Origin of the sequence: Streptomyces sp. NPDC001568 (genome assembly GCF_042893755.1) — a bacterium.
Classification (GTDB): Bacteria; Actinomycetota; Actinomycetes; order Streptomycetales; family Streptomycetaceae; genus Streptomyces.
This window is the reverse complement of the sequence record NZ_JBIAVF010000008.1, coordinates 321,731-347,622: the sequence shown is the minus strand read 5'-3', so window position 1 is coordinate 347,622 and position 25,892 is coordinate 321,731. Positions and strand designations below refer to the sequence as shown.

General features: G+C 70.7%; 24 protein-coding genes. 6 read left to right on the top strand and 18 right to left on the bottom strand.

Going from position 1 to position 25,892, the window contains the following annotated elements:
- The first annotated feature begins 36 nt into the window (after positions 1-36).
- Both ACFY0I_RS17760 and ACFY0I_RS17755 read left to right on the top strand, forming a co-directional pair.
- Positions 37-1,068, top strand: a complete 1,032-nt coding sequence (locus tag ACFY0I_RS17760; RefSeq protein WP_388896186.1) for an NlpC/P60 family protein — start codon at positions 37-39, stop codon at positions 1,066-1,068.
- A 183-nt stretch (positions 1,069-1,251) separates the two neighbouring features.
- Complete coding sequence (locus ACFY0I_RS17755; protein WP_388896183.1) at positions 1,252-1,947, top strand: phosphatase PAP2 family protein; 696 nt, start codon at positions 1,252-1,254, stop codon at positions 1,945-1,947.
- Positions 1,948-2,113: 166 nt separating this feature from the next.
- On the opposite strand, the gene ACFY0I_RS17750 is transcribed toward ACFY0I_RS17755, so the two are convergent.
- Positions 2,114-2,347, bottom strand: coding sequence for a hypothetical protein (locus ACFY0I_RS17750; RefSeq protein ID WP_388896180.1), 234 nt, complete (start codon positions 2,345-2,347; stop codon positions 2,114-2,116).
- Between the two features lie 453 nt (positions 2,348-2,800).
- On the opposite strand from ACFY0I_RS17750, the gene ACFY0I_RS17745 reads away from it, so the two are divergent.
- The gene (locus ACFY0I_RS17745) at positions 2,801-3,655 is read left to right on the top strand and encodes a hypothetical protein (protein WP_388896177.1); all 855 of its coding nucleotides are present in this window, start codon (positions 2,801-2,803) and stop codon (positions 3,653-3,655) included.
- A 147-nt stretch (positions 3,656-3,802) separates the two neighbouring features.
- Positions 3,803-3,955 (top strand): hypothetical protein, encoded by a 153-nt coding sequence (locus ACFY0I_RS17740; RefSeq protein ID WP_362876757.1) that lies wholly within the window; start codon positions 3,803-3,805, stop codon positions 3,953-3,955.
- 162 nt (positions 3,956-4,117) lie between these two features.
- Here ACFY0I_RS17740 and ACFY0I_RS17735 read toward each other — a convergent pair whose 3' ends face one another.
- Positions 4,118-4,459 (bottom strand): metal-sensitive transcriptional regulator, encoded by a 342-nt coding sequence (locus ACFY0I_RS17735; RefSeq protein WP_388896174.1) that lies wholly within the window; start codon positions 4,457-4,459, stop codon positions 4,118-4,120.
- 195 nt (positions 4,460-4,654) lie between these two features.
- Here ACFY0I_RS17735 and ACFY0I_RS17730 point away from each other — a divergent pair, with 195 nt between their 5' ends.
- Positions 4,655-5,275, top strand: a complete 621-nt coding sequence (locus tag ACFY0I_RS17730; protein ID WP_362876625.1) for a DUF47 family protein — start codon at positions 4,655-4,657, stop codon at positions 5,273-5,275.
- 5 nt (positions 5,276-5,280) lie between these two features.
- Complete coding sequence (locus tag ACFY0I_RS17725; RefSeq protein ID WP_281203692.1) at positions 5,281-6,282, top strand: inorganic phosphate transporter; 1,002 nt, start codon at positions 5,281-5,283, stop codon at positions 6,280-6,282.
- A 122-nt stretch (positions 6,283-6,404) separates the two neighbouring features.
- Here the strand turns inward: ACFY0I_RS17725 and pstB are convergent, their stop codons facing one another.
- From pstB to ACFY0I_RS17645, 16 genes are all read right to left on the bottom strand, one after another.
- Positions 6,405-7,181 (bottom strand): phosphate ABC transporter ATP-binding protein PstB, encoded by a 777-nt coding sequence (gene pstB / locus ACFY0I_RS17720; RefSeq protein WP_384218461.1) that lies wholly within the window; start codon positions 7,179-7,181, stop codon positions 6,405-6,407.
- A gap of 59 nt (positions 7,182-7,240) precedes the next feature.
- Positions 7,241-8,323 (bottom strand): phosphate ABC transporter permease PstA, encoded by a 1,083-nt coding sequence (pstA, locus tag ACFY0I_RS17715; RefSeq protein ID WP_388896170.1) that lies wholly within the window; start codon positions 8,321-8,323, stop codon positions 7,241-7,243.
- On the bottom strand, positions 8,323-9,312 hold the full coding sequence (gene pstC, locus ACFY0I_RS17710) for a phosphate ABC transporter permease subunit PstC (RefSeq protein ID WP_388896167.1): 990 nt from the start codon (positions 9,310-9,312) through the stop codon (positions 8,323-8,325). The genes pstA and pstC overlap by 1 nt, the downstream gene beginning before the upstream one ends.
- Positions 9,313-9,441: 129 nt before the next feature.
- Positions 9,442-10,581: a phosphate ABC transporter substrate-binding protein PstS gene (pstS, locus tag ACFY0I_RS17705; RefSeq protein WP_281203688.1), complete on the bottom strand. Its 1,140-nt coding sequence runs from the start codon at positions 10,579-10,581 to the stop codon at positions 9,442-9,444.
- A gap of 434 nt (positions 10,582-11,015) precedes the next feature.
- On the bottom strand, positions 11,016-11,900 hold the full coding sequence (locus ACFY0I_RS17700) for a hypothetical protein (RefSeq protein ID WP_388896164.1): 885 nt from the start codon (positions 11,898-11,900) through the stop codon (positions 11,016-11,018).
- A gap of 5 nt (positions 11,901-11,905) precedes the next feature.
- A complete protein-coding gene (locus tag ACFY0I_RS17695; protein WP_388896162.1) occupies positions 11,906-13,036 on the bottom strand; it encodes a peptidase M23 in 1,131 nt (376 codons plus the stop codon).
- Between the two features lie 47 nt (positions 13,037-13,083).
- Positions 13,084-13,863, bottom strand: a complete 780-nt coding sequence (locus ACFY0I_RS17690; protein ID WP_388896160.1) for a hypothetical protein — start codon at positions 13,861-13,863, stop codon at positions 13,084-13,086.
- Positions 13,860-15,860, bottom strand: a complete 2,001-nt coding sequence (locus ACFY0I_RS17685) for a hypothetical protein (RefSeq protein WP_388896157.1) — start codon at positions 15,858-15,860, stop codon at positions 13,860-13,862. Before ACFY0I_RS17685 ends, ACFY0I_RS17690 begins: the two co-directional genes overlap by 4 nt.
- A 61-nt stretch (positions 15,861-15,921) precedes the next feature.
- Positions 15,922-16,461: a hypothetical protein gene (locus ACFY0I_RS17680; protein WP_388896155.1), complete on the bottom strand. Its 540-nt coding sequence runs from the start codon at positions 16,459-16,461 to the stop codon at positions 15,922-15,924.
- Complete coding sequence (locus ACFY0I_RS17675) at positions 16,458-19,013, bottom strand: ATP-binding protein (protein WP_388896152.1); 2,556 nt, start codon at positions 19,011-19,013, stop codon at positions 16,458-16,460. Before ACFY0I_RS17675 ends, ACFY0I_RS17680 begins: the two co-directional genes overlap by 4 nt.
- Positions 19,010-19,579, bottom strand: coding sequence for a hypothetical protein (locus ACFY0I_RS17670; protein WP_388896150.1), 570 nt, complete (start codon positions 19,577-19,579; stop codon positions 19,010-19,012). The genes ACFY0I_RS17675 and ACFY0I_RS17670 overlap by 4 nt, the downstream gene beginning before the upstream one ends.
- Positions 19,579-19,836, bottom strand: a complete 258-nt coding sequence (locus ACFY0I_RS17665) for a TcpD family membrane protein (protein ID WP_388896147.1) — start codon at positions 19,834-19,836, stop codon at positions 19,579-19,581. Before ACFY0I_RS17665 ends, ACFY0I_RS17670 begins: the two co-directional genes overlap by 1 nt.
- 86 nt (positions 19,837-19,922) lie before the next feature.
- Positions 19,923-21,101, bottom strand: a complete 1,179-nt coding sequence (locus tag ACFY0I_RS17660) for a conjugal transfer protein (protein WP_388896145.1) — start codon at positions 21,099-21,101, stop codon at positions 19,923-19,925.
- A 449-nt stretch (positions 21,102-21,550) separates the two neighbouring features.
- Positions 21,551-22,522 carry a hypothetical protein gene (locus ACFY0I_RS17655; RefSeq protein WP_388896142.1) on the bottom strand — a complete coding sequence of 324 codons (972 nt, stop codon included), beginning with the start codon at positions 22,520-22,522 and terminating at the stop codon, positions 21,551-21,553.
- Between the two features lie 137 nt (positions 22,523-22,659).
- Positions 22,660-23,604 carry a CHAD domain-containing protein gene (locus ACFY0I_RS17650; protein ID WP_388896139.1) on the bottom strand — a complete coding sequence of 315 codons (945 nt, stop codon included), beginning with the start codon at positions 23,602-23,604 and terminating at the stop codon, positions 22,660-22,662.
- Positions 23,585-25,837 carry an RNA degradosome polyphosphate kinase gene (locus ACFY0I_RS17645; protein ID WP_388896136.1) on the bottom strand — a complete coding sequence of 751 codons (2,253 nt, stop codon included), beginning with the start codon at positions 25,835-25,837 and terminating at the stop codon, positions 23,585-23,587. Before ACFY0I_RS17645 ends, ACFY0I_RS17650 begins: the two co-directional genes overlap by 20 nt.
- Between the last annotated feature and the right edge of the window lie 55 nt (positions 25,838-25,892).

Sequence of the window (25,892 nt, the reverse complement as noted above, 5' to 3'; positions counted from 1 at the left end):
CCTGTCAGGTCTCTTGCCATGAGGCAGTGTTGACGGGTGCGCAAGTTCTGGATGGCAAGCGGGATCGGCATCGGCGTGTGCCTGAGCTTCATCGCGCTGCTCGTCGTGGGCACGTACTCGGCGGCGGCCGGCATCATGAACGGCGGCAAGCAGGGCGCCGTGGGCCTGGTCAAGGGGGCGGTCCCGGCGATCTACCAGCCGCTGGTGGAGAAGTGGGGAAACCTTTGCCCCGCACTGAATCCGGCCATGTTGGCGGCGCAGTTGTACACCGAGAGCGGGTGGAAGCCCGACGTCGTGAGTCACGCCGACGCGCGGGGCATCGCCCAGTTCATCCCGGGCACGTGGGCCATGTACGGGGTCGACGGCGACGGTGACGGCGACAAGGACATCTGGGACCCGAAGGACGCGATCCCGGCGGCGGCGACGTACGACTGTCAACTGGCCAAGGACGTCGCGAGGGTGCCGGGCAACTTGTCCGACAACATGCTCGCCGCGTACAACGCCGGTCCCTACCGCGTGATCAAGGCGGGCGGCGTGCCCCCGATCAGCGAGACGCAGGGCTACGTGAAGGCCATCCGGTCCCTGGAGAAGAGCTTCGCGCGCCCCCTCGGCAGGGTCGCGCCTTCCCAGCAGGCCGCCGGCGCCATCTACTTCGCGCAGAAGCAGCTCGGCACCCCCTATCTGTGGGGCGGCAACGGCACCCCCGACCAGGACGGCCGCTTCGACTGCTCCGGCCTCACGAAGGCCGCGTACGAGACGGTGGGGGTCGAGCTGCCGCGCGTGGCCAACGACCAGTACAACGCCGGATCGCACCCGTCGCGCGCGGAGTTGCTCCCCGGTGATCTGGTCTTCTTCTCCGACGATCTGACGAATTCCCGGGAGATCCGGCACGTCGGCATGTACGTCGGTGGCGGCTACATGATCAACGCCCCGTTCACCGGGGCGGTCATCCGCTTCGACAAGATCGACACCCCGGACTACTTCGGCGCGACGCGGGTCACCAAGGACGGCGCGGAAGCCCTTCCGGAGCGCACGGCCCCGGCTCCCGCCCCCAGCAACTCTCCGTGAACCAAAGGCCTTGAGCTGCGACGATGAGTCACTCTTCGATAACGTTGGAGTGATCATTCGGTGGAGAGTGGAACGGACATGCCAGAACGGGCGTTCCATGGACACGGGGGTTGATCGACGGGGGTTGAAAAGGGTGCGCACCGCAGCGTGCCCGCAGGGGACCTAGGCAAGGGGCCGCGTCGCATGGCTGGACTCACAAGTGGTGGGCCGAATGTGGATGTCGGCCTGTTGTACGAGGTCAACGGTCTTGCGCGGCGCGCCCCCGACGCCGTCGACCGGGCCGTGGGCCTCCTCGCGGAGTACGGACTTCCGCTCGCGCTCGTCCTGTTGGTGCTGTGGTGCTGGCACGGCGCCCGGCGCCAGGACGAGGCCACCGCCGTCGAATCGTTCGCCGCGCTCGTGTGGGCCCCGCTCGCCGCCGCCCTCGCCCTGCTCGTGAACGTGCCGCTGCGCGAATTCGTCGCCCGGCCGCGCCCGTTCGTCCAGCACGAGGGCCTCGATGTGTTCGCCGTCGGCCAGGGACAGGGCGCCGGCTTCTCCTTCGTCAGCGGCCACGCCACCTTGACGATGGCCCTCGCGGTCGGCGTGTTCCTCGCGAACCGCAGGCTCGGCCTGATCGGCATCGCACTGGCCCTCGCCGAGGGCCTGTGCCGCGTCTACATGGGCGTGCACTACCCGACCGACGTGATCGGCGGCTTCGCCCTGGGGACGGCCGCCGTCCTGCTCCTCGCGCCGCTCGCCATGGCCCTGCTGACCCCGGTGGTCCGGACGGTGGCCCGCATGCCCCGTCTCGGCCGGCTCGTCCGGGCCCGGGAACGGGTGGTGGCCCGGCCGGTGGAGCTGGCGCAGCGCTCGGCGGAGAGCGACCTCGCGGCCTGAGCCGGCGGCCTGAGCCCATGGCCCGAGCCCACGACGCCGGCGGACCCGACCGGGCCGGCACCTCAGCCGGCGTACGCGTTCCACACCGCGAGCAGCGCCGCCACCAGCAGGCAGAGACCCGCCGCGCCGAAGCAGAGCCGGACCGCCGTCGGGCGGGGGCGTGGGGTCACCGCTCGCCGCCGGGGTCCGGACCGTCGTCCCGGGTCGGCTCCTCGCGGCGGTAGCGGGAACGCAGCCACAGCCCGGTGGCCACCGCCGCGGCGGTGGTGACCCCGACGGCCAGCGCCACATCGGCCGGCCCGTCCGCCGAGCCCACGGGGCGGGCCCAGGCCGCGGCCGGGGTGAGCGCGATGAGCAGGGCCCAGAGGAGGGCCGCGACGCGGGGAGCGGTTCCTGGCATGAGTCCAGGGCATCCGCTCGCGCCCCGCCCGGCCACCCGGGCCGTCCGAACGGGCGACACGCGCGGGCGCGGGGGCCGAGGGCGCGCCCCGACTACCCGGAGGTGTGCCGGGTGGCGTCCCGTCTCGCCAGGTCACGGGAGCGACGGGCGGGACCCGTCCAACCGCAGCTGCAGACGGCCAGGCAGAACGAGCCGCGTTCCGCGGTGCTCGTGGTGTGGCCGTGAGGTGGCTGTGCGGGGTCCGCGGGGTGACGCGGCAGCGGCACAGCGGTAAACGGAGGGGCCAGGGTCGCCTTGGTGTGCGGATCCACGTCTCCACGGTACCCGGGCGTGCCCCGGTCCGGTACGGCCCCCGGCCGTGGGTGGCCCGTGACGGGAAACCCCGGACCTCGTTAACCGGAGCGGGTGGGGGCCTCGGGCAAGCAGGGTTCATGCGTTGGGGGTTGGCAGGCGATGGTGGTGCACCAGCACAGGCGGCGGCGCGGGCGTGCGGGTGAGGCGGTGGTCGCGGTCGGCATGGCGGTGACCGTGGCCGCGCTGGGCGCGTGCGGGGGCGGCGGTGGATCCGGCGGGGCCGCCGCGCGCGACGACGCCCGGGCGCCGCGCGACCCGGCCGCGGCGATCCGCGGGGCCGTCGACGGGCTGGCGGGCGCCGGCAGCGCGCGGGCCCGTACGGCGATGGAGATGGCCACGGGCGGCACCCGGGTCACCATCCGGGGCGAGGGCGGTGTCGACTTCCGCAAGCGGATGGGCCAGCTCCTGGTGATGCTCCCGGCGGACGTGACGGGCAGGGCCGAGCACCGGCCCATCACCGAGCTCCTCGTCCCCGGAGCCCTCTACATGAAGAACCGCGGCGCGGGCGTGCCCGACGACAAGTGGGTCCGGGTCGACACGACCACCCTCTCCGACGGGAACCTCGTCACCGGCGGGGCCACGGATCCGCTGACCGCCGTGGAGCTGCTGCGCGCCGCGCAGGGCGTCACGTACGTCGGCGAGGACGAGGTCGCGGGCACCAAGGTGTGGCACTACCAGGGGACGACGGACATCGGGCTGGCCGCGCGCAGCGCCTCGCCCGGGGTGAAGGAGGCCCTGGAGGCGGCGGCGAAAGGGTTCAGCAAGGACAGCGTGCCCTTCGACGTCTACCTCGATGAGGAGGGGCTCCTGCGCAAGGTCAGGCACCGCTTCACGTACGTCAAGAATGGCGTGATCGATGTCTCCTCGACCACGATGCTCTACGGGTTCGGGACCCCGGTCACCGTGGCATTGCCCGCAAGCGGGGACATTTTCGCCGGGAAGATCGCCGACTAGCCGGCCGGGCGGCCCGGTCCGGTGCGTCCGGGCCATGGCCCCACTATCCGGAAATGGTCCATCCGTGTCATGCGCGCAACGGGGTGCGATCCCTACGCTGAGAGGCCGGGCGTCGACGGGCGATGACGGCAGAAAGAGGTGACACGCGTGACTCCCGCAGGCGGTACGACGGTGCAGGACCACGTGGCGCTCGCCGAGATCGAGCTGTGCGGCGAGTTGATCATCGCGGCGTCCGCGGCCGCGGAGGACCGGCTGAGCCAGGACCGGATCGACGAGGTCCTGATGGGCATCGGGTTCTGACCGCGGCTCCGAGCGGGCTTTGATCGGGCTCCGATCGGGTTCCGGGCGCGCGGCGCCGCCGCCGACCCACCGCAGGGCGGACGTACGCCGGCCCCGCGCGGGCCGGTGCCCCGACGGGGCGGGGCCGCGGGCGGGGCCGGTGGGAGCGCGTGTGGCGGCGTCTCAGGTGCGCAGGAGGCGGGCGATGGCCTTGGTGGCCTCCTCGACCTTGGCGTCGATGCCCTCCCCGCCCTTGACGGCCGCGTCCGCGACGCAGTGGCGCAGGTGCTCCTCCAGCAGCTGGAGGGCGAAGGACTGCAGGGCCTTCGTGCTCGCGGAGACCTGGGTGAGTATGTCGATGCAGTAGACGTCCTCGTCGACGAGCCGCTGCAGGCCCCGGATCTGGCCCTCGATGCGCCGCAGGCGCTTGAGGTGCTCGTCCTTCTGGTGGTGGTACCCGTGCACGGCCGGGACAGGGGCGGCGCCGGCGTCGGCTCCGGAACCTTCCGCCTCGATGGTCGTCATGCGTCCTCCCGTGGTCCGGAACGAGGGGGTATATACCCCTCATGGGTATAGGGTACTTCGCCCCGGCCGGCTGGGCAGGGGTCCGTGCGGCCCACTGTGCCCGATGGAGGACACTGGGGAACGGCCGGTTAGCCGTGGCCGGGGGATGCGCCTAGCATCAGCCTGACCGAACCCAATGCACCCCGAGGACCTCACGTGCGATTTCGTCTGACCCCCAGGGAGACGAGCTTCTACGACATGTTCGCCGCCTCCGCGGACAACATCGTCACGGGCTCCAAGCTCCTGATGGAACTGCTCGGAGCGGATCCGTCCGCCCGGGCCGAGATCGCGGAACGGATGCGGGCGGCGGAACACGCGGGGGACGACGCGACGCACGCGATCTTCCACCAACTGAACTCCTCCTTCATCACGCCGTTCGACCGCGAGGACATCTACAACCTCGCGTCGTGCCTCGACGACATCATGGACTTCATGGAAGAGGCGGTCGACCTGGTCGTCCTCTACAACGTGGAGGAGCTCCCCAAGGGCGTCGAGCAGCAGATCGAGGTCCTGGCGCGGGCCGCCGAGCTGACGGCCGAGGCCATGCCGCACCTGCGGACCATGGAGAACCTGACCGAGTACTGGATCGAGGTCAACCGCCTTGAGAACCAGGCGGACCAGATCCACCGCAAGCTGCTCGCCCAGCTCTTCAACGGCAAGTACGACGCCATGGAGGTGCTGAAGCTCAAGCAGATCGTCGACGTGCTCGAAGAGGCGGCCGACGCGTTCGAGCACGTTGCGAACACGGTGGAGACCATCGCGGTCAAGGAGTCCTGAACCACGTGGACACCTTTGCGCTGATCGTGACCATCGGTGTCGCGCTCGGCTTCACCTACACCAACGGCTTCCACGACTCCGCGAACGCCATCGCCACCTCCGTCTCGACGCGGGCCCTGACCCCGCGCGCGGCGCTCGCGATGGCCGCGGTGATGAACCTGGCGGGTGCCTTCCTCGGCAGCGGCGTGGCCAAGACGGTCAGTGAGGGCCTCATCGAAACGCCCCACGGCAACCGGGGCATGTGGATCCTCTTCGCGGCGCTGGTCGGCGCGATCGTCTGGAACCTGATCACCTGGTACTTCGGCCTGCCCTCGTCCTCCTCGCACGCGCTGTTCGGCGGCATGGTGGGCGCGGCCCTGGCCGGCGGCACCGAGGTGATCTGGTCCGGGGTGGTCGACAAGGTCGTCATCCCGATGTTCGTCTCGCCGGTCGTCGGTCTCGTGGTCGGTTACCTGGTGATGGTGGCCATCCTGTGGATGTTCCGCCGGGCCAACCCGCACAAGGCCAAGCGGGGCTTCCGCATCGCGCAGACGGTGTCCGCGGCCGGCATGGCCCTGGGCCACGGCCTCCAGGACGCCCAGAAGACGATGGGCATCGTGATGATGGCCCTGGTCATCGCCGATGTGCAGGGCGCGGGCGACGCGATTCCGATCTGGGTCAAGATCGCGTGCGCGGTGATGCTGTCGCTGGGTACGTACGCGGGTGGCTGGCGCATCATGCGCACGCTGGGCCGCAAGATCATCGAGCTGGACCCGCCGCAGGGCTTCGCGGCGGAGACCACCGGCGCCTCGATCATGTTCGGCTCGGCGTTCCTCTTCCACGCGCCGATCTCCACCACGCACGTGATCACCTCGGCGATCATGGGTGTGGGCGCGACCAAGCGGATCAACGCCGTCCGCTGGGGTGTCGCGAAGAACATCATCCTCGGCTGGTTCATCACCATGCCGGCAGCGGCCCTGGTCGCCGCGGTCAGCTTCTGGATCGTGAACCTCGCCTTCGTCGGCTAGCCGCCGGCGGCCCCGTACGAAAGCGGGCCGGCTCCCCCCACCCAGGGGGAGCCGGCCCTTTTTCTTTCGCCTTGCGGTGGCACCGCCATGCAGCACCGCAGGACGTTTCGTCCATCCCGTGTCTAGCCGAAGCGGCCCGAGATGTAGTCCTCGGTCGCCTGGACGGACGGGTTGGAGAAGATCCGGTCCGTGTCGTCGATCTCGATGAGCTTGCCCGGCTGACCGACGGCGGAGAGGTTGAAGAAGGCGGTGCGGTCCGAGACGCGGGCCGCCTGCTGCATGTTGTGCGTCACGATGACGATCGTGAAGCGTTCCTTCAGCTCGCCGATCAGGTCCTCGATGGCGAGGGTGGAGATCGGGTCGAGCGCGGAGCAGGGCTCGTCCATCAGCAGGACCTGGGGCTCGACCGCGATGGCGCGGGCGATGCACAGGCGCTGCTGCTGGCCGCCGGAGAGGCCGGAGCCGGGCTTGTTCAGGCGGTCCTTGACCTCGTTCCAGAGGTTGGCGCCCTGGAGGGACTTCTCGACGATGTCCGACAGCTCGGACTTCTTGAACGAGCCGTTGAGGCGCAGGCCCGCCGCCACGTTGTCGAAGATCGACATGGTGGGGAAGGGGTTCGGGCGCTGGAAGACCATGCCGACGGTGCGGCGCACCGCGACCGGGTCGACGCCGGCGCCGTAGAGGTTCTCGTCGTCCAACAGGACCTTGCCCTCGACGCGGCCACCGGGGGTGACCTCGTGCATCCGGTTCAGGGTCCGCAGGAAGGTGGACTTGCCGCAGCCGGAGGGGCCGATGAAGGCCGTCACCGAGCGGGGTTCGACGGTCATCGAGATGTCGTCGATGGCCTTGTGGGTTCCGTAGAAGGCGGACAGTCCGCTGACGTCGATTCGCTTCGCCATGAGGGGTCACTTCGCTTTCAGGTGGTCACAAGCGGCGGAGCCGCACAACGGGCTCGCTCTTAGCGACCGGTCTTCGGGGCCTTCCAGCGGGCTATGCCGCGGGCCACCAGATTGAGGATCATGACGAAGGCGATCAGGACGAGGGCCGCGGCCCACGCCCGGTCGTAGGAGGCGTCACTGCCGACCTTGTACTGCTCCCAAATGTAGAGGGGGAGCGAGGACTGGGCGCCTTCGAAGGGGTTGCCGTTGATCAGCTGGGAGCCGAACACGAGCAGCATGATCGGGGCGGTCTCACCGGCGATGCGAGCCACGGCCAGCATGACACCGGTGGAGATGCCGCCGATCGCGGTGGGGAGCACGACCTTGAGGATCATGCGCCACTTCGGCACACCGAGGGCCAGTGCGGCCTCGCGCAGCTCGTTCGGGACGAGCTTGAGCATCTCCTCGGTGGAGCGGACCACGACCGGCATCATCAGGATCGACAGCGCCATGGCGCCGGCGAAGCCGGAGGGGCCGAAGCCGAGCATCAGGTTCCAGGTCGTCAGGATGAACAGACCCGCGACGATGGAGGGGATGCCGGTCATCACGTCGACGAAGAAGGTGACGGCCTTGGCGAGCGAGCCCCGGCCGTACTCGACCAGGTAGACGGCGGTCAGCAGACCGACGGGCGCGGCGATCAGGGTGGCCAGGCCGACCTGCTCGATGGTGCCGAGCAGCGCGTGGTAGACGCCGCCGCCCTCCTCGAAGCTGGTCACGCCGTTCATGGAGTGGCCGAGGAAGTCCCCGTCGAGGACGCCGATGCCGCGGCTGATCGTGGTCCACAGCAGCGAGAGCAGCGGGATGACGGCCAGGATGAAGCAGACCCAGACGACGGAGGTCGCGACGCGGTCCTTGGCCTGGCGGCGGTTCTCGACGATCGCGCTGGCCGTGTACGTGATGGCCACGAACAGGAGGGCCGCGAGGAGGCCCCACTGGACCTTGCTGTGGAGGTCGAAGACCAGGCCGATGCCGGAGCCGAGGGCGGCCGACAGGACGGCGATGCCGGCCGGGCTCCAGCGGGGCAGGCCGCCTCGGGTGAGGGAGGCGGGAGCGGCGGACTTGCGGTCCCGTACGGGACGCGGGTCCTGCAGTGCGTGGCTCATCAGGCGTTCGCCCCCGAGAACTCCTTGCGGCGGGCGATGATGATGCGCGCGGCGCCGTTGACCAGCAGGGTGAGGAGGAAGAGGACCAGACCGGAGGCGATCAGCGCGTCCCGGCCGAACTCGTTGGCCTCGTCGAACTTCGCGGCGATGTTCTGCGCGAAGGTGCCGCCGCCCGGGTTCAGGACGTGGAACGAGATCAGGAAGCTCGGGGAGAGCACGGTGGCCACGGCCATGGTCTCGCCCAGGGCGCGGCCGAGGCCGAGCATCGAGGCGGAGATGACGCCGGAGCGGCCGAAGGGCAGCACCGACATGCGGATGACCTCCCAGCGGGTCGCGCCGAGGGCCAGGGCGGCCTCCTCGTTCATGCGCGGGACCTGCAGGAAGACCTCGCGGCTGACGCTGGTCACGATCGGCAGGATCATGATCGCGAGCAGGATGCCGACGGTGAAGAGCGAGCGGGCCACGCCGACCTGGGTCTTGTCGAAGAGGTAGGTCCAACCCAGGTACTCGTCGAGCCAGAGGTTCAACCCGCCCAGCTGCGGCACCAGGAACAGGGCGCCCCAGATGCCGTAGATGATCGACGGCACGGCGGCCAGCAGGTCGACCACGTAGGCGAGGGGGGCGGCCAGCTTGCGCGGCGCGTAGTGCGAGATGAACAGGGCGATGCCGACGGCGATCGGAACCGCGATGACCATCGCGATGATCGAGCTGACGACGGTGCCGAAGAGCAGGACGGCGATGCCGAAGACGGGCGGGTTGGCGGACGCGTTCCAGTCGAAGGTGGTGAGGAAGTTGCCCTCGTTCTTCGACAGTGCGATGCCGGCGCGGTAGGTGAGGAAGACGGCGATCGACGCCATGATCACCAGGAGCAGGATGCCGGAGCCCTTCGAGAGCCCGGCGAAGATCTTGTCACCGGCGCGGCCGGTGGACCTTCCGCTCTTGGAGACAGGCGGAGCCGTGTCTATCTGGGTGGGTGTGGTGGAAGCCATGGTCTTTCCGGTCTGAGTGGGGGCAGGCCCCCTGGCGGCGGTGCACCGGATCCCCCCGGGTGGAAGGGGGAGGGTCCCCGGACGCCGGGCGGATCGGACGGGATCCACCCGGCATCGCGGGGGTCAGGACTAGGCCAGCGACTTGATGACTTCGCGGACCTTGGTGTTGATCTCGGCCGGGATCGGCGCGTAGCCGTTCTCGGTGAGGACCTTCTGGCCCGCGTCCGAGGCGGTGTACTCCAGGAAGGACTTCACGGTGCCGAGCGTCTCGGGCTTGTTGCCCTTGTCGCAGACGACCTCGTACGTGACCAGGACGATCGGGTACGCGCCCTCGGCCTTGGTGGTGTAGTCGAGCTTCAGGGCCAGGTCGGAGCCGGTGCCGGCGATCTTGGCGGCGGCGATGGCCTTGGAGGCGTTCTCGCCGGTGGCCTTGACCGGGGTGCCGGCGCCGGTGTTCACGTCGACCGTCTTGATGCTCTGCGAGCTGGCGTAGGAGAGCTCGAAGTAGCCGATCGCGCCGTCGACGGCCTTGACCTGGGAGGCGACACCGGCCGAGCCGGAGGCGGCCTGGCCACCGGGGGCCGGCCACTTCTTCGAGGCCTCGTAGGACCAGGCGTCGGGGGCGGCGGCCTTGAGGTACTTGCCCAGGTTCTCGGTGGTGCCCGAGTCCTCGGAGCGGTGGAAGGCCTGGATGGCGGTGGAGGGAAGCGTGACGCCGGGGTTCAGCTTCTTGATCGCCTCGTCGTCCCACTTCTTGATCTTGTCGTTGAAGATGTTGGCGATCGTGGCGGCGTCGAGGTTCAGCTTGTCCACGCCGGCGACGTTGAAGCCGAGCGCGACCGGGCCGCCGACCATCGGCAGGTTGATGCCCTGACCGCCGGTGCAGATCTTCTTCGACTCCTCGACCTGCTCGGGCTTGAGCGCCGAGTCCGAACCGGCGAAGCCGACGGTGCCCTGGTTGAAGGCGACGATGCCCTCGCCGGAGGAGGAGGACTTGTAGTTCACCTCGACGCCGGAGCAGGCGGCCATGTAGTTCTTGACCCACAGGTCGACCGCGTTCTTCTGCGCGGAAGAGCCGGACGCCAGGAGCTTGCCCTTGGCACCCTCACACTTGACGTCGCCCGGCGCGGGCGCCGCGGCCTTCGAGGAGCCGTCGGTGCCGGTCTTCGTGTTGTCGTCCGAGCCGCACGCCGTGAGGACCAGGGCGCCGGACACGACAAGCGCGCCGAGGGCGGAGGCACGAAGCATGTTCTTGCGCTGAAGCTTCACTGTTTCGGGTGTTCCTTCCGGGGAGCCGCCGGCCGCTTTCTGTATCGGGGCGGCGTGCGAGGAGGACTACGGGTTCGCGGGGCGAGGCCGCCGCGGTTTCCCGTCCGGCTCGCACCTTGCAGTACCGAAATTAGGCAGAACAGGTGAAGCCGTCGACGGCGCTTGGTGAACGGCGAGTGAACCGTGGCGGGCGGGCCGGTGCGGATGGGGTGGTTTGTACCCGGACGTAACGGGACGTTATCCGCCCGTTATCCTGCCGTGACTTTCGCCGGGACGCCAACCGGCCGGGCCGCGGGGGGTGGCCGGAATACGACGGTGGAGGGGTGCGGGCCCGGGCGGCCGGGCTGGGGGCAGGGTCGGCCGACCTGTCGGCGCGGTCGGCCGGCAGGCGCTCCCCGTGCTGGTCCCGGCCCTGCCGGCGCCCCCTTGCCCGCTCAGCCCGGGTGGGGACCGGTCCGGTGGTTCTCGGCCCACGCGAGCACGCCGTCGGCGCGCCGGTGGCGGCCGAAGTCGGCGAGCATGGCGGCGAGGGCGCCGCTGGTCGCGAGGGCTCGGTCCGGGTCCTCCTTGGCCAGGACGCGCCAGGCCGCGTACGCGTTGTCCACGGCCTTGTCCGTGTCCTGTTCCGGCCGAGCACCCGCCAGGCGCCGGCGCAGCGCCGTCGTGACGAGCACGTCCACGGCCTCGTGCCAGTCCGTCCGCCGGCCCAGGACCAGCGAGGCCCGCAGGGTCAGGGCGTTGACGGTGTGGGGGTGGAGCGGTCCGTACTCCGCTTCGAGCGCGGATTCGAGGATCTCGGCGAGCAGCAGCGCGGTGGCGAGGTCCCCGGCCCGGTGTGCGGTCCGCAGGCGGGTGTAGACCGGTTGCTGGGCGCCCGGGAACGGGGCGTCCCAGTCCGGCGCGTGGGTGCGCGGCTCGTCCGGCAGCGCGACCTCGGGGGGTGCGGTGGCCGGATTCCGATCGACCTCGGGGGGTGCGGTGACCGGATCCCGATCGACCGGGTGGACCTCCCGCGCTGGGCGGGGTGCGTCCGGCCGCGGTTCCGGTGGTGCGGGGTGCGGCCCCGGGAGGGTGATCACGGAGCCGTCGGCGGCCACGATCAACGGCCAGGAGCCGTTCGGTTCCTTGGCCAGGACGCGGACCGGCCGGCCGTGGTAGGCGGCCTTGATGCGGACCTCGGCGAGGGCGGCGATGCGGGCCTGCGCCGGGGTGTGACCGGCGCCGACGATCTCCTCGCCGTCGAGGGTGGCCACCCCGGACTCCGTGAGGGTGATCGTGTAGACGGGGGTGGCGGGCACCTGGCTGGTGTCGATGGTCACTTCGGCTATCCACCCTTGGGGAAATACGGAGGCGCCCACCCGAGATAGGTGGCACCCCACTTCGATTCGATGTCCGTGGCCGGGACGACGTCGATGTAACCGGGCCGCAGGATGTCGTTGCTCGCGATCTGGCCGTCGCCGAGGTACACGGCGACGTGTCCCGCCCGCTGTCCGGTGTCCCAGTACATCAGGGCGCCGGGCGGCGGGTTCCGGTCCTTGTCGTGCTTCATGCCGGCGGGCATTTCCTTGTAGTGGTCGATGGCGTAGCCCACTCCGGAGTGTGACCATCCGTAGACGACGGCGGTGAAGGCGAGGCACATCCGGTACCAGTCCTTTCCGCCGGTCCGCGCTTCCTGGCGGGCCCAGGCGATGGCGTCGCGGGTGCTCCTGGGGTTCTTGACCTCCGCGGGCCATCCCGCGTTGCCGTCGTGGAAGGCGTCGCCGGGGTTGCCCGGCTTGCCGCCGCTGTCGTTGCAGTTCTTGCCGGAGTCGCCCGGCCCTCCGCCCGGTTGGCCGCTCGCCGGGCCGCCCGGGGTGTCGCCGCCGATCCCGCGGCGGTTCAGGTCGATCCCGGCCAGGTCGGCGATCTCGCGCGCGTACTGCTCGTGCTGGTCGTACAAGTGGGGGTAGGCGCTGCGCTGGACGGCCTGGGCCGCGGCGCCGAGCTTCATGGTCTGCCAGCCGTGTATGTCGGTCAGGCCGGGCGGGTCGCCGTCGTCGCCGCCGAAGAAGAACATCTTCGCGGCGTACTTGGGCTGCATGATCTGTTCCGGCGTTCCCCAGCCGGCCACCGGGCGCTGCTGGAAGAGCCCGACGGAGTCGCGGTCGCCGTAGTCGAGGTTCAGGAGGGTGCTCTCCTGCATGGCGGTCATGAGGGCGATCAGGGTGGCCCGGCCGGAGAGACCGCCGTCCTTGGCCACCCCGTCGATGATCCCCGCGTTGGCTATCTGGGCCTGCTTCATGCCCTCCCCGGGCCGCTGCGGCTTTCCCTCGCCGCCGGGTTCGATGCCGGGGCTGCCGCGTTCGCCGCAGCCCACGGCCGCGGCGGAGCCCCCCAGCATCGCGACGAGTCCGACGAGCATGATGGAGATGACGAGAAGGGTCGCCACCACTGCCGCGGCCTTCAGCTTGAACACGGTCCCCTTGGCGTTGAGGAGCAACCGTGCCGCGTCCCGGCCCTCCACTAGACGCCCAGGATCCGGGTGATGCGCCACTTCCCGTCACCGGAGGTCATCATCTCCAGCTTCAGGACGGTGCTTTCGCCGTACTTCGTGTATCCGTCGACATCGACCGCCGTCGTCGTCTGGCGCCACACCCGCAGCGGCGAGTCACCGGGAAGGTCCTTCCCGGCCGGGGTCACCGAGACGCTGCGCACGGTCGACACGCCGCCCCGGCTGACGAGCTTGTCCCAGGCGGGATCGGTGTGTTCCGTCAGGTTCACGACCAGTGCGCGGGCCATGTAGGGCGCGGCGCGTTCGACGACGGCCTTGTGGGTCCGGTCCTGCGGAGGGTTGCGGGTGAGGTAGATCCGTACGAACTGCTCTGCGACCTTGTCGGGGTTGCTCAGGTCCGCGGCGGGGGTGGGCGTCGGGGAGGACGGGGCCGAGGGTGAGGCGGCCGGTGCGGAGGAAGCGGCGGGCCGGGCCGGTTCGGCGCCGCCCGTCGGCGCGGGGGAGGCCGAGGTGCTCGCCGTCGCGGACGGCTCTCCGAGGAGGCCGGGCCACAGCCAGCGGGTTCCCGCGCCCAGGGCGAGGATCAGCACCACGACGAGCAGGGCGCCCGTGGGCCGGATCGGGTCGCGGCGTCGCTCCTCCCGCACCCAGTCCTGCGTTTGGCGCCGCACGTCCTCGCGGTGACGGGTCTTGGCGCGGCGGCGCTCCCGGCGGCTGCCCTTCTTGACCTCTTCCGGGTAGGGGGCGTTTGCGAGTATCTCGCGCCACTCCTGTGGCGTTCGGTCTGTCATGACTGCCTGCCGGAGGAGGACGGGGACGGGGACGCGGAGGAGCGGGCCGCGGGCACCGGGCGGCGGGGCGGGGCGCCCGCCTGCTGCCGGGCCGGCGGTCGTGCGGGCGTGCTGCGGATGACCGTCCCCTGGATGACCTTCGGACTGCCCGGTGCCCGGGGCACGGGGGCTTGGCGGAACGCGTAGTTGGGCTGCGAACCGGTTTCGGAACGCATGACGGGCGACGGGGGAATGACGGCCGTCGGCGAGATCGGGGCGTTCGGGGAGCCGGCGGGTAGCGGCTGGCGCGGAGCCGGGATCCTGGTCGCGTGGCGGGCCGGGGGAACCGGGTTCCGGCTCGGGTTGCCGGTGGTGGCAGGGGCCCGGTCGTCGTTCTGTTGGCCGCCGGGAGGCAGGGACTTCTGGTCCCGCTCGCTGACTTCGCCGGGGGGCAGCGCCTTCTGTCCCTGGTTCTGGTAGCCGCCGGGGGGAAGGCTCTTGTGGCCTTGGCCCCGGTTCTCACCGGGAGGAAGGGGAACGGGCTGCCTCTGGTGCGGAACCCGGGTGAGGGTGACGTCGGTGTCGCTCCGGCCGTTCGTTCCGGAGGGAATCGACCGGCCGCCTCCGCCTCCGCCTCCTCCTCCGCCGGTCGGCCTGCCGCCTCCGCCACCGCCGCCGGTCGGCAGGTTGCGGCCGCTGGTGCCCGAACCGGTCTTCTTCCCCCCGAGGTTCAGGGCCTTGGAGGCGAGGAGTCCGGCGATGTTGCCTCCGGCGGAGGTGCCGCGGACGCCGAAGATCTGGGCGAGCACCGAGCGGAACTGGAATGCGACGACCGCGAGGGCGACCGAGAGGCCCATCGTGGGCAGCCAACCGTACTTGTCGAACATCTGCATGGTGGCGGTCTGGGCCGACAGCACCGCCCCGAGCACCAGGGTCGCGATGAAGCTTTCGAGCGTGCGGGCGAGGAGTTGGTCGAACCAGGCGAGTCCCCACTGCCTGGGGCGTCCGGGAATGACCCACAGACAGGCGAAGAAGGCTCCTGTCAGCAAGAGGAGGAGGGCGCCGAGGAATGCGGCCAGTGAGGTGAAGGCGAGGACCAGGAGCAGGATGGCGAAGAGCAGTGCGACGACGATGGCCGGAATCAACACCACGATGCGTCCGACGACGCTGTCCCCCTGCCACCATTCGACGGAGGCCTCTCCGACCGCCCCACCGGTCACGTTGTCCTCGAGGTAGTCCTCCCGCTTGTCGTCGTTCGTGCCCTGATCGAGTACTTGGCGGCCGAATTTCTCACATACGGCCATGCTGCCGAATTCGGCGAGGCACCAGGGGGTGGCGACGAATCCGCGCCACACGGAGTCCTGGGACTTCCTGAGCAGGGTGTCGCGTCCGTTGCCGTTGAACTTCGGCGTGTGCTTGAGCGCGAACGGGTAGTCGCTGCTTCCGTCGCCCAGGCCCTCGGCGGTCGCGGTCATGGTGACGCTCGCGCCGACCTGGCGTGCCGAATCGATTCCGCTCACCCAGGTCTGAGGACTGGTGAGCAGCGAGACCGAAACCACTCCGGAGATCAGGACCCAGGCGATCTGGTTGAGACCTCCGCCCCCACCGTTCTTCTTGTGCTGGACGAACGCGACGAATCCGCCGACGACGAGGCAGCTGGGGAGGATGAACTCCATCAAGGACTGGGACGCGCCCCCGATCATGCCGGAGATGGCGCCCTCCAGCTCCGGGATGCTGGTGAACCGGAAGACCCATCCCGTGATCACGGTCATGGCCAGACCGACGACCATGAGGATGGCCATGAGGAAGTTGACGACAAGCCAGCCGGTGGCGTCTATGCCCTCGTAGAAGCTGAGGTCGGCGTCGATCTTCCACCGGTTCGGCTCGTAGGTTTCGTACATCGTCCTTTCGTTGTCCGGGATGTCCGGGCCGCCCGGTGACCAGAAGAGGTCGCCGATTCCCACCGGGTTGATGTCTTCCGCGTGCGCCTGGCCCGCGAACACCATCAGGGTGGTCACGGCGAACAGCGTGGGGACCGCGACGTTCCGCAGTCGCGGCGAGTGGAGTGACAACATCTCCTCAGCCCCCCGCCGTCAGCAGGGAACGGACGAGCGAAGCCGGTTCCGGGTTGCGGGCCATGTGCTTCGAGCGGACGCTCTCGCGCTGGTCCACGACCCAGGCCCCGCCCTCGCTGATCAGGCGCATGACGAGCCGACTGCTCTCGGCCGGCTTGCCGGGCCACGTGTACGCATAGGTGACCATGACCCCGTACCCGGCGGGGTGCGGGTCGACGGCCGGCACCTCGACGACGGTCGAGGCCTCGGCGGGATCGATGTCCGCCCTCCCCGAACCCGGCTCCGCGGAGGGGGACGCTTCGGGCGCCTTGTCGTTGTGGGTCGTGACGCAGTCGTCGACGGACCCGTGGCGGTACCGGGCGGACATGAGCCCGCACGCGACCTTCCAGTCATCCCGGTTGGCCGCGTCCATGTAGGTCCGGGCCACGGTCAGGACGGCCTCATGGGGGTTCCCCGCGGGCTTGTCGCCCGGCTCGGTCGAAGAGCAGCCGGCGGCCAGCAGGGTGGCGGCGAGGACGGTGGCGCCGCGGGACCGGCGGTTCATACCGTCACCTTCTCCATGTCGAGGGCGACGTCGTCCGGTCGGGGCGCCGCCTTGGGGGAGGTGTCCAGGAGCTGCATGAGCTCCGTGGACGGGACGTCCCACTGGACCGTCGCGCAACTGAAGCGGCGGTCGCGGATGATGCAGTGTCCGTGCCTGATCTCGCCGTCGGGCAGCAGGCCGACCGACCGGATCAGGGCACGGCTGTACTCGTCCTTCGGCAGGCCGAGGAGCTCGGCGAGCCCGTCCTGCTGTCCCTTGGTCGTCAGCTGGAACCCGGCGACGGTGGTGAGCTGTTCGGTAATTCCGACGAGCTCGACGAGGCTCTCGGGGTCCTGGGTGTCCAACAGGAGCGACGTACCGAGAGCTCTGCCGACACGGGCGATGTACTGGAGGAAGTTCGCGCCCTCACGGGTCGCGGTCAGGACGTGGACCTCGGGTACGCACACCGCCTTGCGGAGGTGTCGCAGGTCGCGGCGGCCCGCGGTGGTGATCCCGTAGGCGAGCATGCTGTGCATGAGGGCGACGGACAGGCGCTGGGTGGGGGTCCACTCGTGGCGACTGGCCTCCACCCCGGGCAGGCTCAGGCCCGGCATCTGGACGACCCAGATGCCCGGACCAGGGGTGATCAGGGGCGCGTCGCCGGTCGGACGGCCCATGAACGGTGCGCCGAGGGCGGTTTGGGCGAGTTCGTGAAGGGCCTCACCCGTTTCCCGGGCGAGGGGGTCCTCCATCCCGCGGAGGTATTCGATCACCTTCCACGTCGCCGGCTCACCCGCCTTGACCACCGAGTTGACCGCGTGCGTGATGGGCGTTTCGGCGCCACGCTGGCGCAGGTGCTCGGGGGCGGCGATGCTGAGCTGGGCCGGGACCTCGCTGCGGGCGGCGTCAATGCCATCGGCGGCCAACAGGGTGAACAGGTCGCAGGAGCCGGCGAACTTCGGGCCGGTCTCGACGAGGTGGGCGTTGAGCCCGTAACGGCGGGCCGCGACGACCACGCCGCCCAGGTCGCCCTTGAAGTCGAGGGCGATCTCGTGGGCGCCCCGGAAGGCTGCGTCCAACATGCTCAGCATCATCGCGACGGTCTTGCCGCGGCCCGAACGGCCTACGTAGGCGGTCGTGGTGGCGTCGCCGCGGTCGGATCCGGACGTGACGTCGTTGCGGAACACGCCGGGGGTGCTGCCGGTCATGTAGCCGACGATCGGGCCGACGTCGTCGCCGACCTGGGCGCCGCCCCACCACCAGGAGCCTGCGAGGGCGGTCACGTCGCGGACGTGTCCGAGGTCGGGTACGCGGAGCTGATCGCCGGGCTGGGTCTCGATGAAGAGCTCCCGCTGCTCCTCCTCGCCCACGACGACCTCGATCCCGATGCCGCCGTAGTGGGTGATCACCGCGTCGACCCGGTCGCGCAGGTCGGCCAGTGAGATCGTGCTCGTCACCACGAGTCGGGGATGGTCCTCGACGAGGGTGAGGTCCTCGCGCCGCATGTCGCGGGTGAGGCCGGCCATGACGTGCTCGGTCTCCTCGATGTCCCGGCCGGGATCCTCCGCGGACTGCTTCGCGGCAGAACGCCTCTGTTCCTTCGCGAGCCGCCGCGCCTCGTCGACGAGCTTCAGCGCGTCGCGCTTCGGCTGTACCCGGAAGCGCACGGAAGCCTCCGGGGACACCGGCAGGATCAGGGCGGTGGGGTCGATGTCGGGGTCGAGTTCGTCCTCGTCGACATCGGGTACGTAGTTGATCTCGGACAGCACGCGGAGCCATTCGCCGTTGCCGGGGCTCTGCATCTCCTCGGGGAATCCGGTCATGCTCAGCACCGACGTCCAGGCGACGACCTGTCCGTTGGCGTCCACCACCCGGAGGTGGTCGGGGTGCGGCAGGATCCTGCCGCGGGTCAGCGTGGCCAGTTTGGCGCCCGCGATGACGCCCCCGGTCGCGGCCGGGAGGGCTGCGGCGCGGTGCTGCTCACGGGAGATCATCCACGCGATCATCTCGACCGTCGCGGGCTGCGCCTTCCACGGGCTTGCTTCGAGGCGCCGGCCGAGGCGGCGCATCTGCGCGTCGAGCTTGCTCAGTTCGCGGCTGGAGATGTTCGTCGAGGTGAGGCCGAGGCCCTCCTGGACTCCCCGCTTGCCGGCGGTCTGCGCCGCGCCCTTGCGTTCGGTCAGTCGGACGCCGAGCAGGAGGTGGCGGGAGGGCAGCCCGATTTGTTCGAGTCTGCGGACGCGGAGTTCCGCCCAGTCGTGCCAGTCCCCGTGGGTGAACATGTGGCCGGCCTCGGCGAGGTAGTCCTCGGCGTGCAGCGGGCTCCACATCACGCGCAGGTGGCAGTCGAACCCGGCGAGGGTGCGGGCGAGGGCGCTGCCCGCCGCGTCGAGTTCGGCGTCGCGCGCGCCCTCCGACATCAGGTCGGTGTTGGACGAGGCCAGCGTGAACCACGCCTCGGCGTGGCTGTCCGTGATGACCAGTCCGTCAGCGAGGGCGACGTACTGGGGCGCACCGGCGGACCGGTCCCCGCCGATCCCGAGGAACGTGCCCACCTTCTGAAGGAGCTTCATGCCGTCTTCCTCTCCTGCTGCTGCATTGCCCTGCGGCCGTACGCCCGCACCACGGCGTCGGGGCCGTAGAGGCGGGGGCGCGCGGCGAGGCGGATCGGTGCTCCGGCCCCGACGGGGGCCACTTCCTCGGCGCCGAGCCACCGCTCGATGGGCCCGCCGAGGGGGCTGTCGAGGAGCAGCTCGGTCCGGCCGGACCAGCGGGCACGCCGGCTGATCCATTCGCTGCGGGTGGAGGCCCGGCGGCCGCCGCAGATGATCGGACGGTGGCCCAGGACCAGGTAGCGGATGCCGATGGACCAGCGGGTGACGTTCCACCTTCGGTCCACCAACCGGTTCTTCTGGGTTCCGTAGACCACGGTCAGGAGCGGGGGGAGGAAGTAGAACGTGAAGGTGATCTTGGAGGGAACGCCGAACACGAGGAGGAGCGGGCCGGCCCACAGCACATAGAGGGACAGGCCCATGACGAGGGCCCGACGCGGTACCCCCTCGCCCAGGTCGACGCCCAAGAGCTCGTGTTGCTTCGTTTCGAGCTGGAGGTGACGGGTGTACGTGTGGCCGACTCGCATCAGGCCGACCCCGCCACCTTGCCCCATATGCCGCTGAGGAGGCTCTTGACGCCGTCCGGGAACCAGACGATTCCGGCGACGAACACGGCGGCGACGAACAGGGTCACCATCTCGCCCCACTCCTTCTTGAGGAAGTGGCCGAGGGCGCGTACCCCGAGGAAGGCGGCGAACAGATTGCCCACGACGGCAAGAATCCAGCCCTTGATCTCGGCGCCCTCGGTGAGCGCGAGCGTCTGGACGGCGGTTTGGTGCAGCACGGGTTTCCCCCTTGGATATGTGTACGGCGAGTTGGCTTGTCCTGGTGACGGGCATTCAGATGCTTTTGCCCGGGGCCGCGGACGGGTTAGAGGGCGCCGCCACGGAGATCCGCGACCTGCCACCTCTGGGCGTCGGAACTGGAGACCCTGGTGAGTTCGACGCGGTAGGACATTTCGACGTGGGCTCCGCCGAGTTCCCAGAGCACCCGAGCCGTGCCCGCCCGGTCCGTGTCGCCCGACGAATCGACGGACCAGGAGTTCAGGCCCTTGAACGTGACGCCCTGGGGGAGAGCCGCCAGGCGGGCACCCGGGGCCGAGGCGCTTTCGGTGTCGCCGCCCGCGTAGGCCGCGAAGAACTTCGCCACGACGTCCTTGGTCTGGTTGCTCAGGGTCGCGTCGCCCTGCACGCCGGGGAGCTCGGACACCTTGGGTCCGGTGGCCGGTACACCGACGAGCCCGGGGCGGCCGGTGACGACGGCCTGGCCGTTGGTGACGGCGACGGGTACGTCCAGGCCGACCCATTGGGCGGACGGCTGCGCGGAAGCGGAAGGCTGCGCGGCAGAGGAAGGTTGCGCGGGAGAGGGCGTGGGGGCGGGCGTGGGGGCGGGCGCCGGCGTGGTGCTCGGGTTCGGGTTGGCGTCCGCCGACCGTACGGGACGGATCAGGACGTCCACCCGGACCAGCGCTCGGCCGCCCGGGCCGCCCGGCGTGACGGTTCCGGCCTGCACCGCCAGTACTTCCTGGCGACCCTTTCCGTCCCAGCCCATGGTGGTCTCGGAGCCCGCGGGCAGGACCGAGGCGAGGAGCGCGGCGCGTTCCTCCTTCTTGGTCTCGTCCCAACCGAGGTAGGCACGGCCGAAGCGGGCGGCCACGGCCTGCGCCTCAGCGGTGGGGTACGTCGGGGCGCTTTGGGCGGCGGGGGGTGCGGCGCTCGGGGAGCTGGGCGGGAAGATCCAGGACCGGACGCCCGTGACGGCGGCCAGGATCACGACGGTCCACAGCAGCCCGCGGCCGAACCGGCGGGCGAAGACGATCCCGGAGCTCTCGTCCTGGGGGGCCCAGGGGGCCGCGGAGGGCGGGAGCGGGTTCGAGGTCGGGCCGGTGGTGCGGTTGCCGGCGGCGAGTTCGGCGCCCGCCGCCTCCCAGGGATTGACGGGCTGAGCAGCCTGCCCCTTCCTGCCCTTCTTGCCCTTCTTCTGCTTTTCCCGCGACACGCCTGCGGTCAGTCCGCGCGCGTCGGGGTCCTCCGGTTCCGGAAGTCCCATGACCTTCCGCGCGATCGTCGAAATCGACGGCATTTCCCCGTGCCTCCCCCGCCCGGGGCCTGTTCGGCCCCGCTGCCCGAACTGCGGGTCCCGGTCACCCGGCCCACTGGATCGGCAGATCCTTGCGCGCGACCGCCTTGGTGCTGCGGTCGCGTCCCCCGTGAGGCGCACGCTGCTCGCGTCCACCAGACGCAGACCATAGGTCAGCTTCTGATCAGTGGTCAAAAAAGTTCGTATTGGCGCCAAGTCGACAAGGGTGTTGCCCGAGAACGGGTCGGATGTAGGGCGTGAGCGGATCGGGAACGATCGTTCTCGGTCCTACTCGAGGGCAACCGGCATTTCGGTGACGATTGATCACTTTCCGTCGTGCGAACGTCCGCTGGGATGCGGATACTTCCGCCCCTTCCGTACCGACGGGTACGCACGGTTCGCCATTCGGAGAACGGCGGCTATTTCGGGATGTTCCCAATTCCGAGAACTCCGTTGACGCCGGTTTCTTCTCGAGGTTTCGGTTTCGGCGTCCACTCCAGGTACTGCCCCGGGCCCGACCGGTCCCATCGGGCCACCCATTCTCCGGGGACGCGCGTCTCGACGGCTCGGACGAGCTCGTCCATCGACTCCTTGCCCGCGGTCCAGCCGGGAGGAAGGCGGAGCACGATCCGGGCGCCCGGAGCCGACAGGTCCCGGTCCATGCGCAGCCACTTCTCGCGCCGCTCCGTCTCGTCGAGGCGCAGGAGTTGGCGGAGGACCACCCAGCAACCCGGGGCCAGCGTCTCGTCGGCGCCGGGAACGCGTACCTTCCACCACTTCAGCCCGCCCGGGCCGGTCACGGCCACCAGGAGCAGCTCCACTGCGGCGACGGCGAGCACCCACGTGGTCCGCTCCTGGTCGCGCCAGAGCCCCCACGCGATCAGGAACGGCGCGAGTCTGGTCAGGGCCCGGGCGGCATGAGGCCAGCGCGCCCACGCCCCCAGTGCCCGGCCCACACTGGCGACCACGTTCCACACCGCCCGCAAGGGCGCCGGTACGCCGACACCGGGGGGCCGGGGCGCCTCCTTGGTGGGCGGCGCCCACGGTGGCGCCCCCGGAGCGGAACGTGGCTCCGGAACCGCCGCGAGGTCGGTGAGCAGTGCTTCGTCGCTCTTCAGCAGGACGCCCGAGCGCCACCAGGTCGCGGTGCTGCGGGGTCCTCCGAACAGGTCCCGCCCCGAGACGAAGCGTGCGACGCCCCGCACGACGCCGCCGACGGCACGTTCGATGGACTCGTTGAGCTGTTTGTTCTTCCCGCCGGAACCCTTGTTCTTCTCGCTCGCCAGGAACGCGACCGCCACCAGCACGGCCAGCAGGCCGCCTCCCCCCGGCAACAGGTAGTCGGGCAGGTCCGACAGGTCTTCCCACGCGGCGGCTTGATAGAGCGACACGTCCGGCTCCCCCGATATCCGATCATCAGCCAGGCCACCCTAGGCCGTCCCTTTCGGAGCGGGCGCGGGCCCTCCCCGCCACCGCCCGCCCGACGGGTTTTCGTCGGGCGGGGGGAGAGGGCGCGGGTCGGGTCGGTTCAGGCCGGGAGGGGGTGCCAGGCGGCGTGGAAGGTGTGGCGGGCCGCCAGGGCCGCGTGCCGCTGGTCGGCGTGCAGCACCCCCAGGGCGTACGCCGTCGCCGGGGCGATCCGAGGGGTGCGGGCGGCCGTCGCCGAGGCGGCGGCCGCGTCGGAGGCGTCGCGGTGCACGTCCAGGGCCGCGCCCGCCGCCACCAGCCGGGCCACGTCGTCGCCGAGGGCCTCCCGGGCGTACCGGTGGACCCGCAGCAGGCGGCGCACCTCGTGCCAGGCGCCGTCCTCGTGGGCCGAGTACGGGGTCTCCTGCGTGGTGGGCAGGGCGGTGACGGCCGCGTCGAGCCGGCCCTCGGTGACGGCGGCGAGCGGCACCAGTACCTCCGTCACCCGGCCGCGCGCCGCCACCGGATCCAGCGGCACCTCCGAGGCGAGGACCGCCACGGCGTCGGCCACCGCGTGGAAGCGGGCCGAGCCCAGCGCCTGGAGGGTGGTGGAGTGGGCGCGGGTGCGCGCCAGCGTGAGCTGGCGCTCCAGCAGCGCGCCCGCCCGCGCCGAGCCCACCGTGAGCGCCCCCGACGTGGCGACGCCACGGCGCGGCGCCGGGACCTCGGGCGCTGCCGACAGTCGCTGGAGGGCGTCCAACAGGCGCGACAGCCGGGCGGCGTACGCGTGCTCGTCGGCCAGGGTCGAGGACAGCCACACCAGCTCGGTGCGCAGCCCGTCGGCCCAGCCGGGCTCGGTCACCACCCGGAACGTGCTCAGGGAGCCGGCGATGCGGCGCGCGGCCCCCCGCAGGCCGCGCGCCGCCTGCCCGCTCTCCGCGGAGTCCGGGCCGCTCCCGGTGCTCTCCTCGTGCAGGCGCAGGGCGCGCAGGAACGCGGTGGCCTGGGAGCGCAGGTACGGGGCGAGTACGTCCCCCGCGGTCGGGTCATGGTTTGGCTGAGCCACGCCGGCGCCTCCGGGCGTCTATGAGCATCTCCTGGACGTGCTGCAGCGGCTGTCCCTCGGCGTCCGTGCTGTGCCGGGTCCACTCGCCGTCCGGACCCAGGTGCCAGGAGGAGGTGGCGTCGGACATGCCGGTCTCCAGCATCCGGTCCAGTGCCGCGCGGTGTGCGGGGTCGATGACCCGCACCAAGGCCTCGATGCGGCGGTCGAGGTTGCGGTGCATCATGTCGGCGCTGCCGATCCACACCTCCGGTTCGCCGCCGTTGGCGAAGGCGAAGACGCGGGAGTGTTCCAGGAAGCGGCCGAGGATCGAGCGGACCCGGATGTTCTCCGACAGCCCCGGGACGCCGGGACGCACGGCGCAGATGCCGCGGACCCAGATGTCGACGGGGACACCGGCCCGGGCGGCGCGGTAGAGGGAGTCGATGAGGGCCTCGTCGACGATCGAGTTCATCTTCAGCCGGACGTACGCGGGCCGGCCGGCGCGGTGGTGATCGGCCTCCTTGTCGATGCGCGAGATCAATCCGTCGCGCAGGGACTTCGGGGCGGTCAGCAGCCGGCGGTAGGTCTCGCGGCGCGAGTAGCCGGACAGCCGGTTGAAGAGGTCGGAGAGGTCGGCGCCGACCTGCGGGTCGGCGGTGAGCAGGCCGAGGTCCTCGTACAGCCGGGCGGTCTTGGGGTGGTAGTTGCCGGTGCCGACGTGGGAGTAGCGGCGCAGGTTGTCGCCCTCCTGGCGGACCACGAGGGAGAGCTTGCAGTGGGTCTTGAGCCCGACGAGGCCGTAGACGACGTGGCAGCCGGACTCCTCCAGCTTGCGCGCCCACTTGATGTTGGCCTGTTCGTCGAAGCGGGCCTTGATCTCGACGAGTACGAGGACCTGCTTTCCGGACTCGGCCGCGTCGATCAGGGCGTCGACGATCGGGGAGTCGCCGGAGGTCCGGTACAGCGTCTGCTTGATCGCGAGGACGTCCGGGTCGGCGGCGGCCTGTTCCAGGAAGGCCTGCACGGACGTGGAGAAGGAGTCGTACGGGTGGTGCAGCAGGACGTCCCGCTCGCGCAGCGCGGCGAAGATGTCCGGCGCGGACGCCGACTCGACCTCGGCGAGGTCGCGGTGCGTGCCCGCGACGAACTTCGGGTACTTCAGCTCCGGCCGGTCCAGGGACGAGATCCCGAAGAGGGCGGTCAGGTCCAGCGGCCCGGGCAGCGGGTACACCTCGGCGGCGGACACCTTCAGCTCCTGGACGAGGAGGTCCAGCACGCCGGGGTCGATGGACTCCTCGACCTCCAGGCGCACGGGCGGCCCGAAGCGGCGCCGCATGAGCTCCTTCTCCAGGGCCTGGAGGAGGTTCTCGGCGTCGTCCTCCTCGACCTCCAGGTCCTCGTTGCGGGTCACCCGGAACATGTGGTGCGCGAGCACCTCCATGCCGGGGAACAGCTCCTCCAGGTGCGCGGCGATGACGTCCTCCAGCGGGACGTAGCGCTGCGGGGAGGCCTCCAGGAAGCGGGAGAGGAGCGGCGGGACCTTGACCCGGGCGAAGTGGCGGTGTCCGCTGACCGGGTTCCGGACGACGACGGCCAGGTTCAGGGAGAGGCCGGAGATGTACGGGAAGGGGTGCGCGGGGTCCACGGCCAGCGGCGTCAGCACCGGGAAGATGTGGTTGCGGAACAGGGTGAAGAGGCGGGCCTGCTCCTTCTCGGTGAGGTCGGGCCACCGGATGAGGTGGATGCCCTCCTCGGCCAGCTGCGGGGCGATGTCCTGCTGGTAGCAGGCGGCGTGCCGGGCCATGAGCTCGCGCGAGCGGGTCCAGATCAGGTCCAGGACCTCACGGGGTTGCAGGCCTGAGGCCGAACGGGTGGCGACGCCCGTCGCGATGCGCCGCTTCAGGCCGGCGACGCGGACCATGAAGAACTCGTCGAGGTTGCTCGCGAAGATCGCCAGGAAGTTCGCGCGCTCCAGGAGCGGGGTGTTCGGGTCCTCCGCGAGCTCCAGCACCCGCTCGTTGAAGGCGAGCCAGCTGCGCTCCCGGTCGAGGAACCGGTTCGCGGGCAGTTCGCCCGTACCGTCCTTGTCCTCGTACGCGTCGAGGTCGGCGTCCAGGTCCGGATCCAGGCCGCCGGGGCGGTGGGCGGCTATGGAACCCAGGCGTGCCTTCACCGCGGCGGCGCTGTTCGCGGACGGGTGGGAGGGGTGCTGGGCGGGGACCTCGCTGGGGCCTGCGCTGGGCTTCTGGCTCATGCCTCCATTCTTCCGCGCACGAGGCAGGACAGGCGCGTCGGACGCGTCTGCTGTC

What these genes read in the sequence shown, in the direction of transcription:
- ACFY0I_RS17755 (WP_388896183.1), top strand. Translation starts at nt 1,252, where the DNA reads ATGGCTGGACTCACAAGTGGTGGGCCGAATGTGGATGTCGGCCTGTTG.
- ACFY0I_RS17750 (WP_388896180.1), bottom strand. Translation starts at nt 2,347, where the DNA reads ATGCCAGGAACCGCTCCCCGCGTCGCGGCCCTCCTCTGGGCCCTGCTC.
- ACFY0I_RS17745 (WP_388896177.1), top strand. Translation starts at nt 2,801, where the DNA reads ATGGTGGTGCACCAGCACAGGCGGCGGCGCGGGCGTGCGGGTGAGGCG.
- ACFY0I_RS17735 (WP_388896174.1), bottom strand. Translation starts at nt 4,459, where the DNA reads ATGACGACCATCGAGGCGGAAGGTTCCGGAGCCGACGCCGGCGCCGCC.
- pstB (WP_384218461.1), bottom strand. Translation starts at nt 7,181, where the DNA reads ATGGCGAAGCGAATCGACGTCAGCGGACTGTCCGCCTTCTACGGAACC.
- pstA (WP_388896170.1), bottom strand. Translation starts at nt 8,323, where the DNA reads ATGAGCCACGCACTGCAGGACCCGCGTCCCGTACGGGACCGCAAGTCC.
- pstC (WP_388896167.1), bottom strand. Translation starts at nt 9,312, where the DNA reads ATGGCTTCCACCACACCCACCCAGATAGACACGGCTCCGCCTGTCTCC.
- ACFY0I_RS17690 (WP_388896160.1), bottom strand. Translation starts at nt 13,863, where the DNA reads ATGACAGACCGAACGCCACAGGAGTGGCGCGAGATACTCGCAAACGCC.
- ACFY0I_RS17680 (WP_388896155.1), bottom strand. Translation starts at nt 16,461, where the DNA reads ATGAACCGCCGGTCCCGCGGCGCCACCGTCCTCGCCGCCACCCTGCTG.
- ACFY0I_RS17675 (WP_388896152.1), bottom strand. Translation starts at nt 19,013, where the DNA reads ATGAAGCTCCTTCAGAAGGTGGGCACGTTCCTCGGGATCGGCGGGGAC.
- ACFY0I_RS17670 (WP_388896150.1), bottom strand. Translation starts at nt 19,579, where the DNA reads ATGCGAGTCGGCCACACGTACACCCGTCACCTCCAGCTCGAAACGAAG.
- ACFY0I_RS17660 (WP_388896145.1), bottom strand. Translation starts at nt 21,101, where the DNA reads ATGGGACTTCCGGAACCGGAGGACCCCGACGCGCGCGGACTGACCGCA.
- ACFY0I_RS17645 (WP_388896136.1), bottom strand. Translation starts at nt 25,837, where the DNA reads ATGAGCCAGAAGCCCAGCGCAGGCCCCAGCGAGGTCCCCGCCCAGCAC.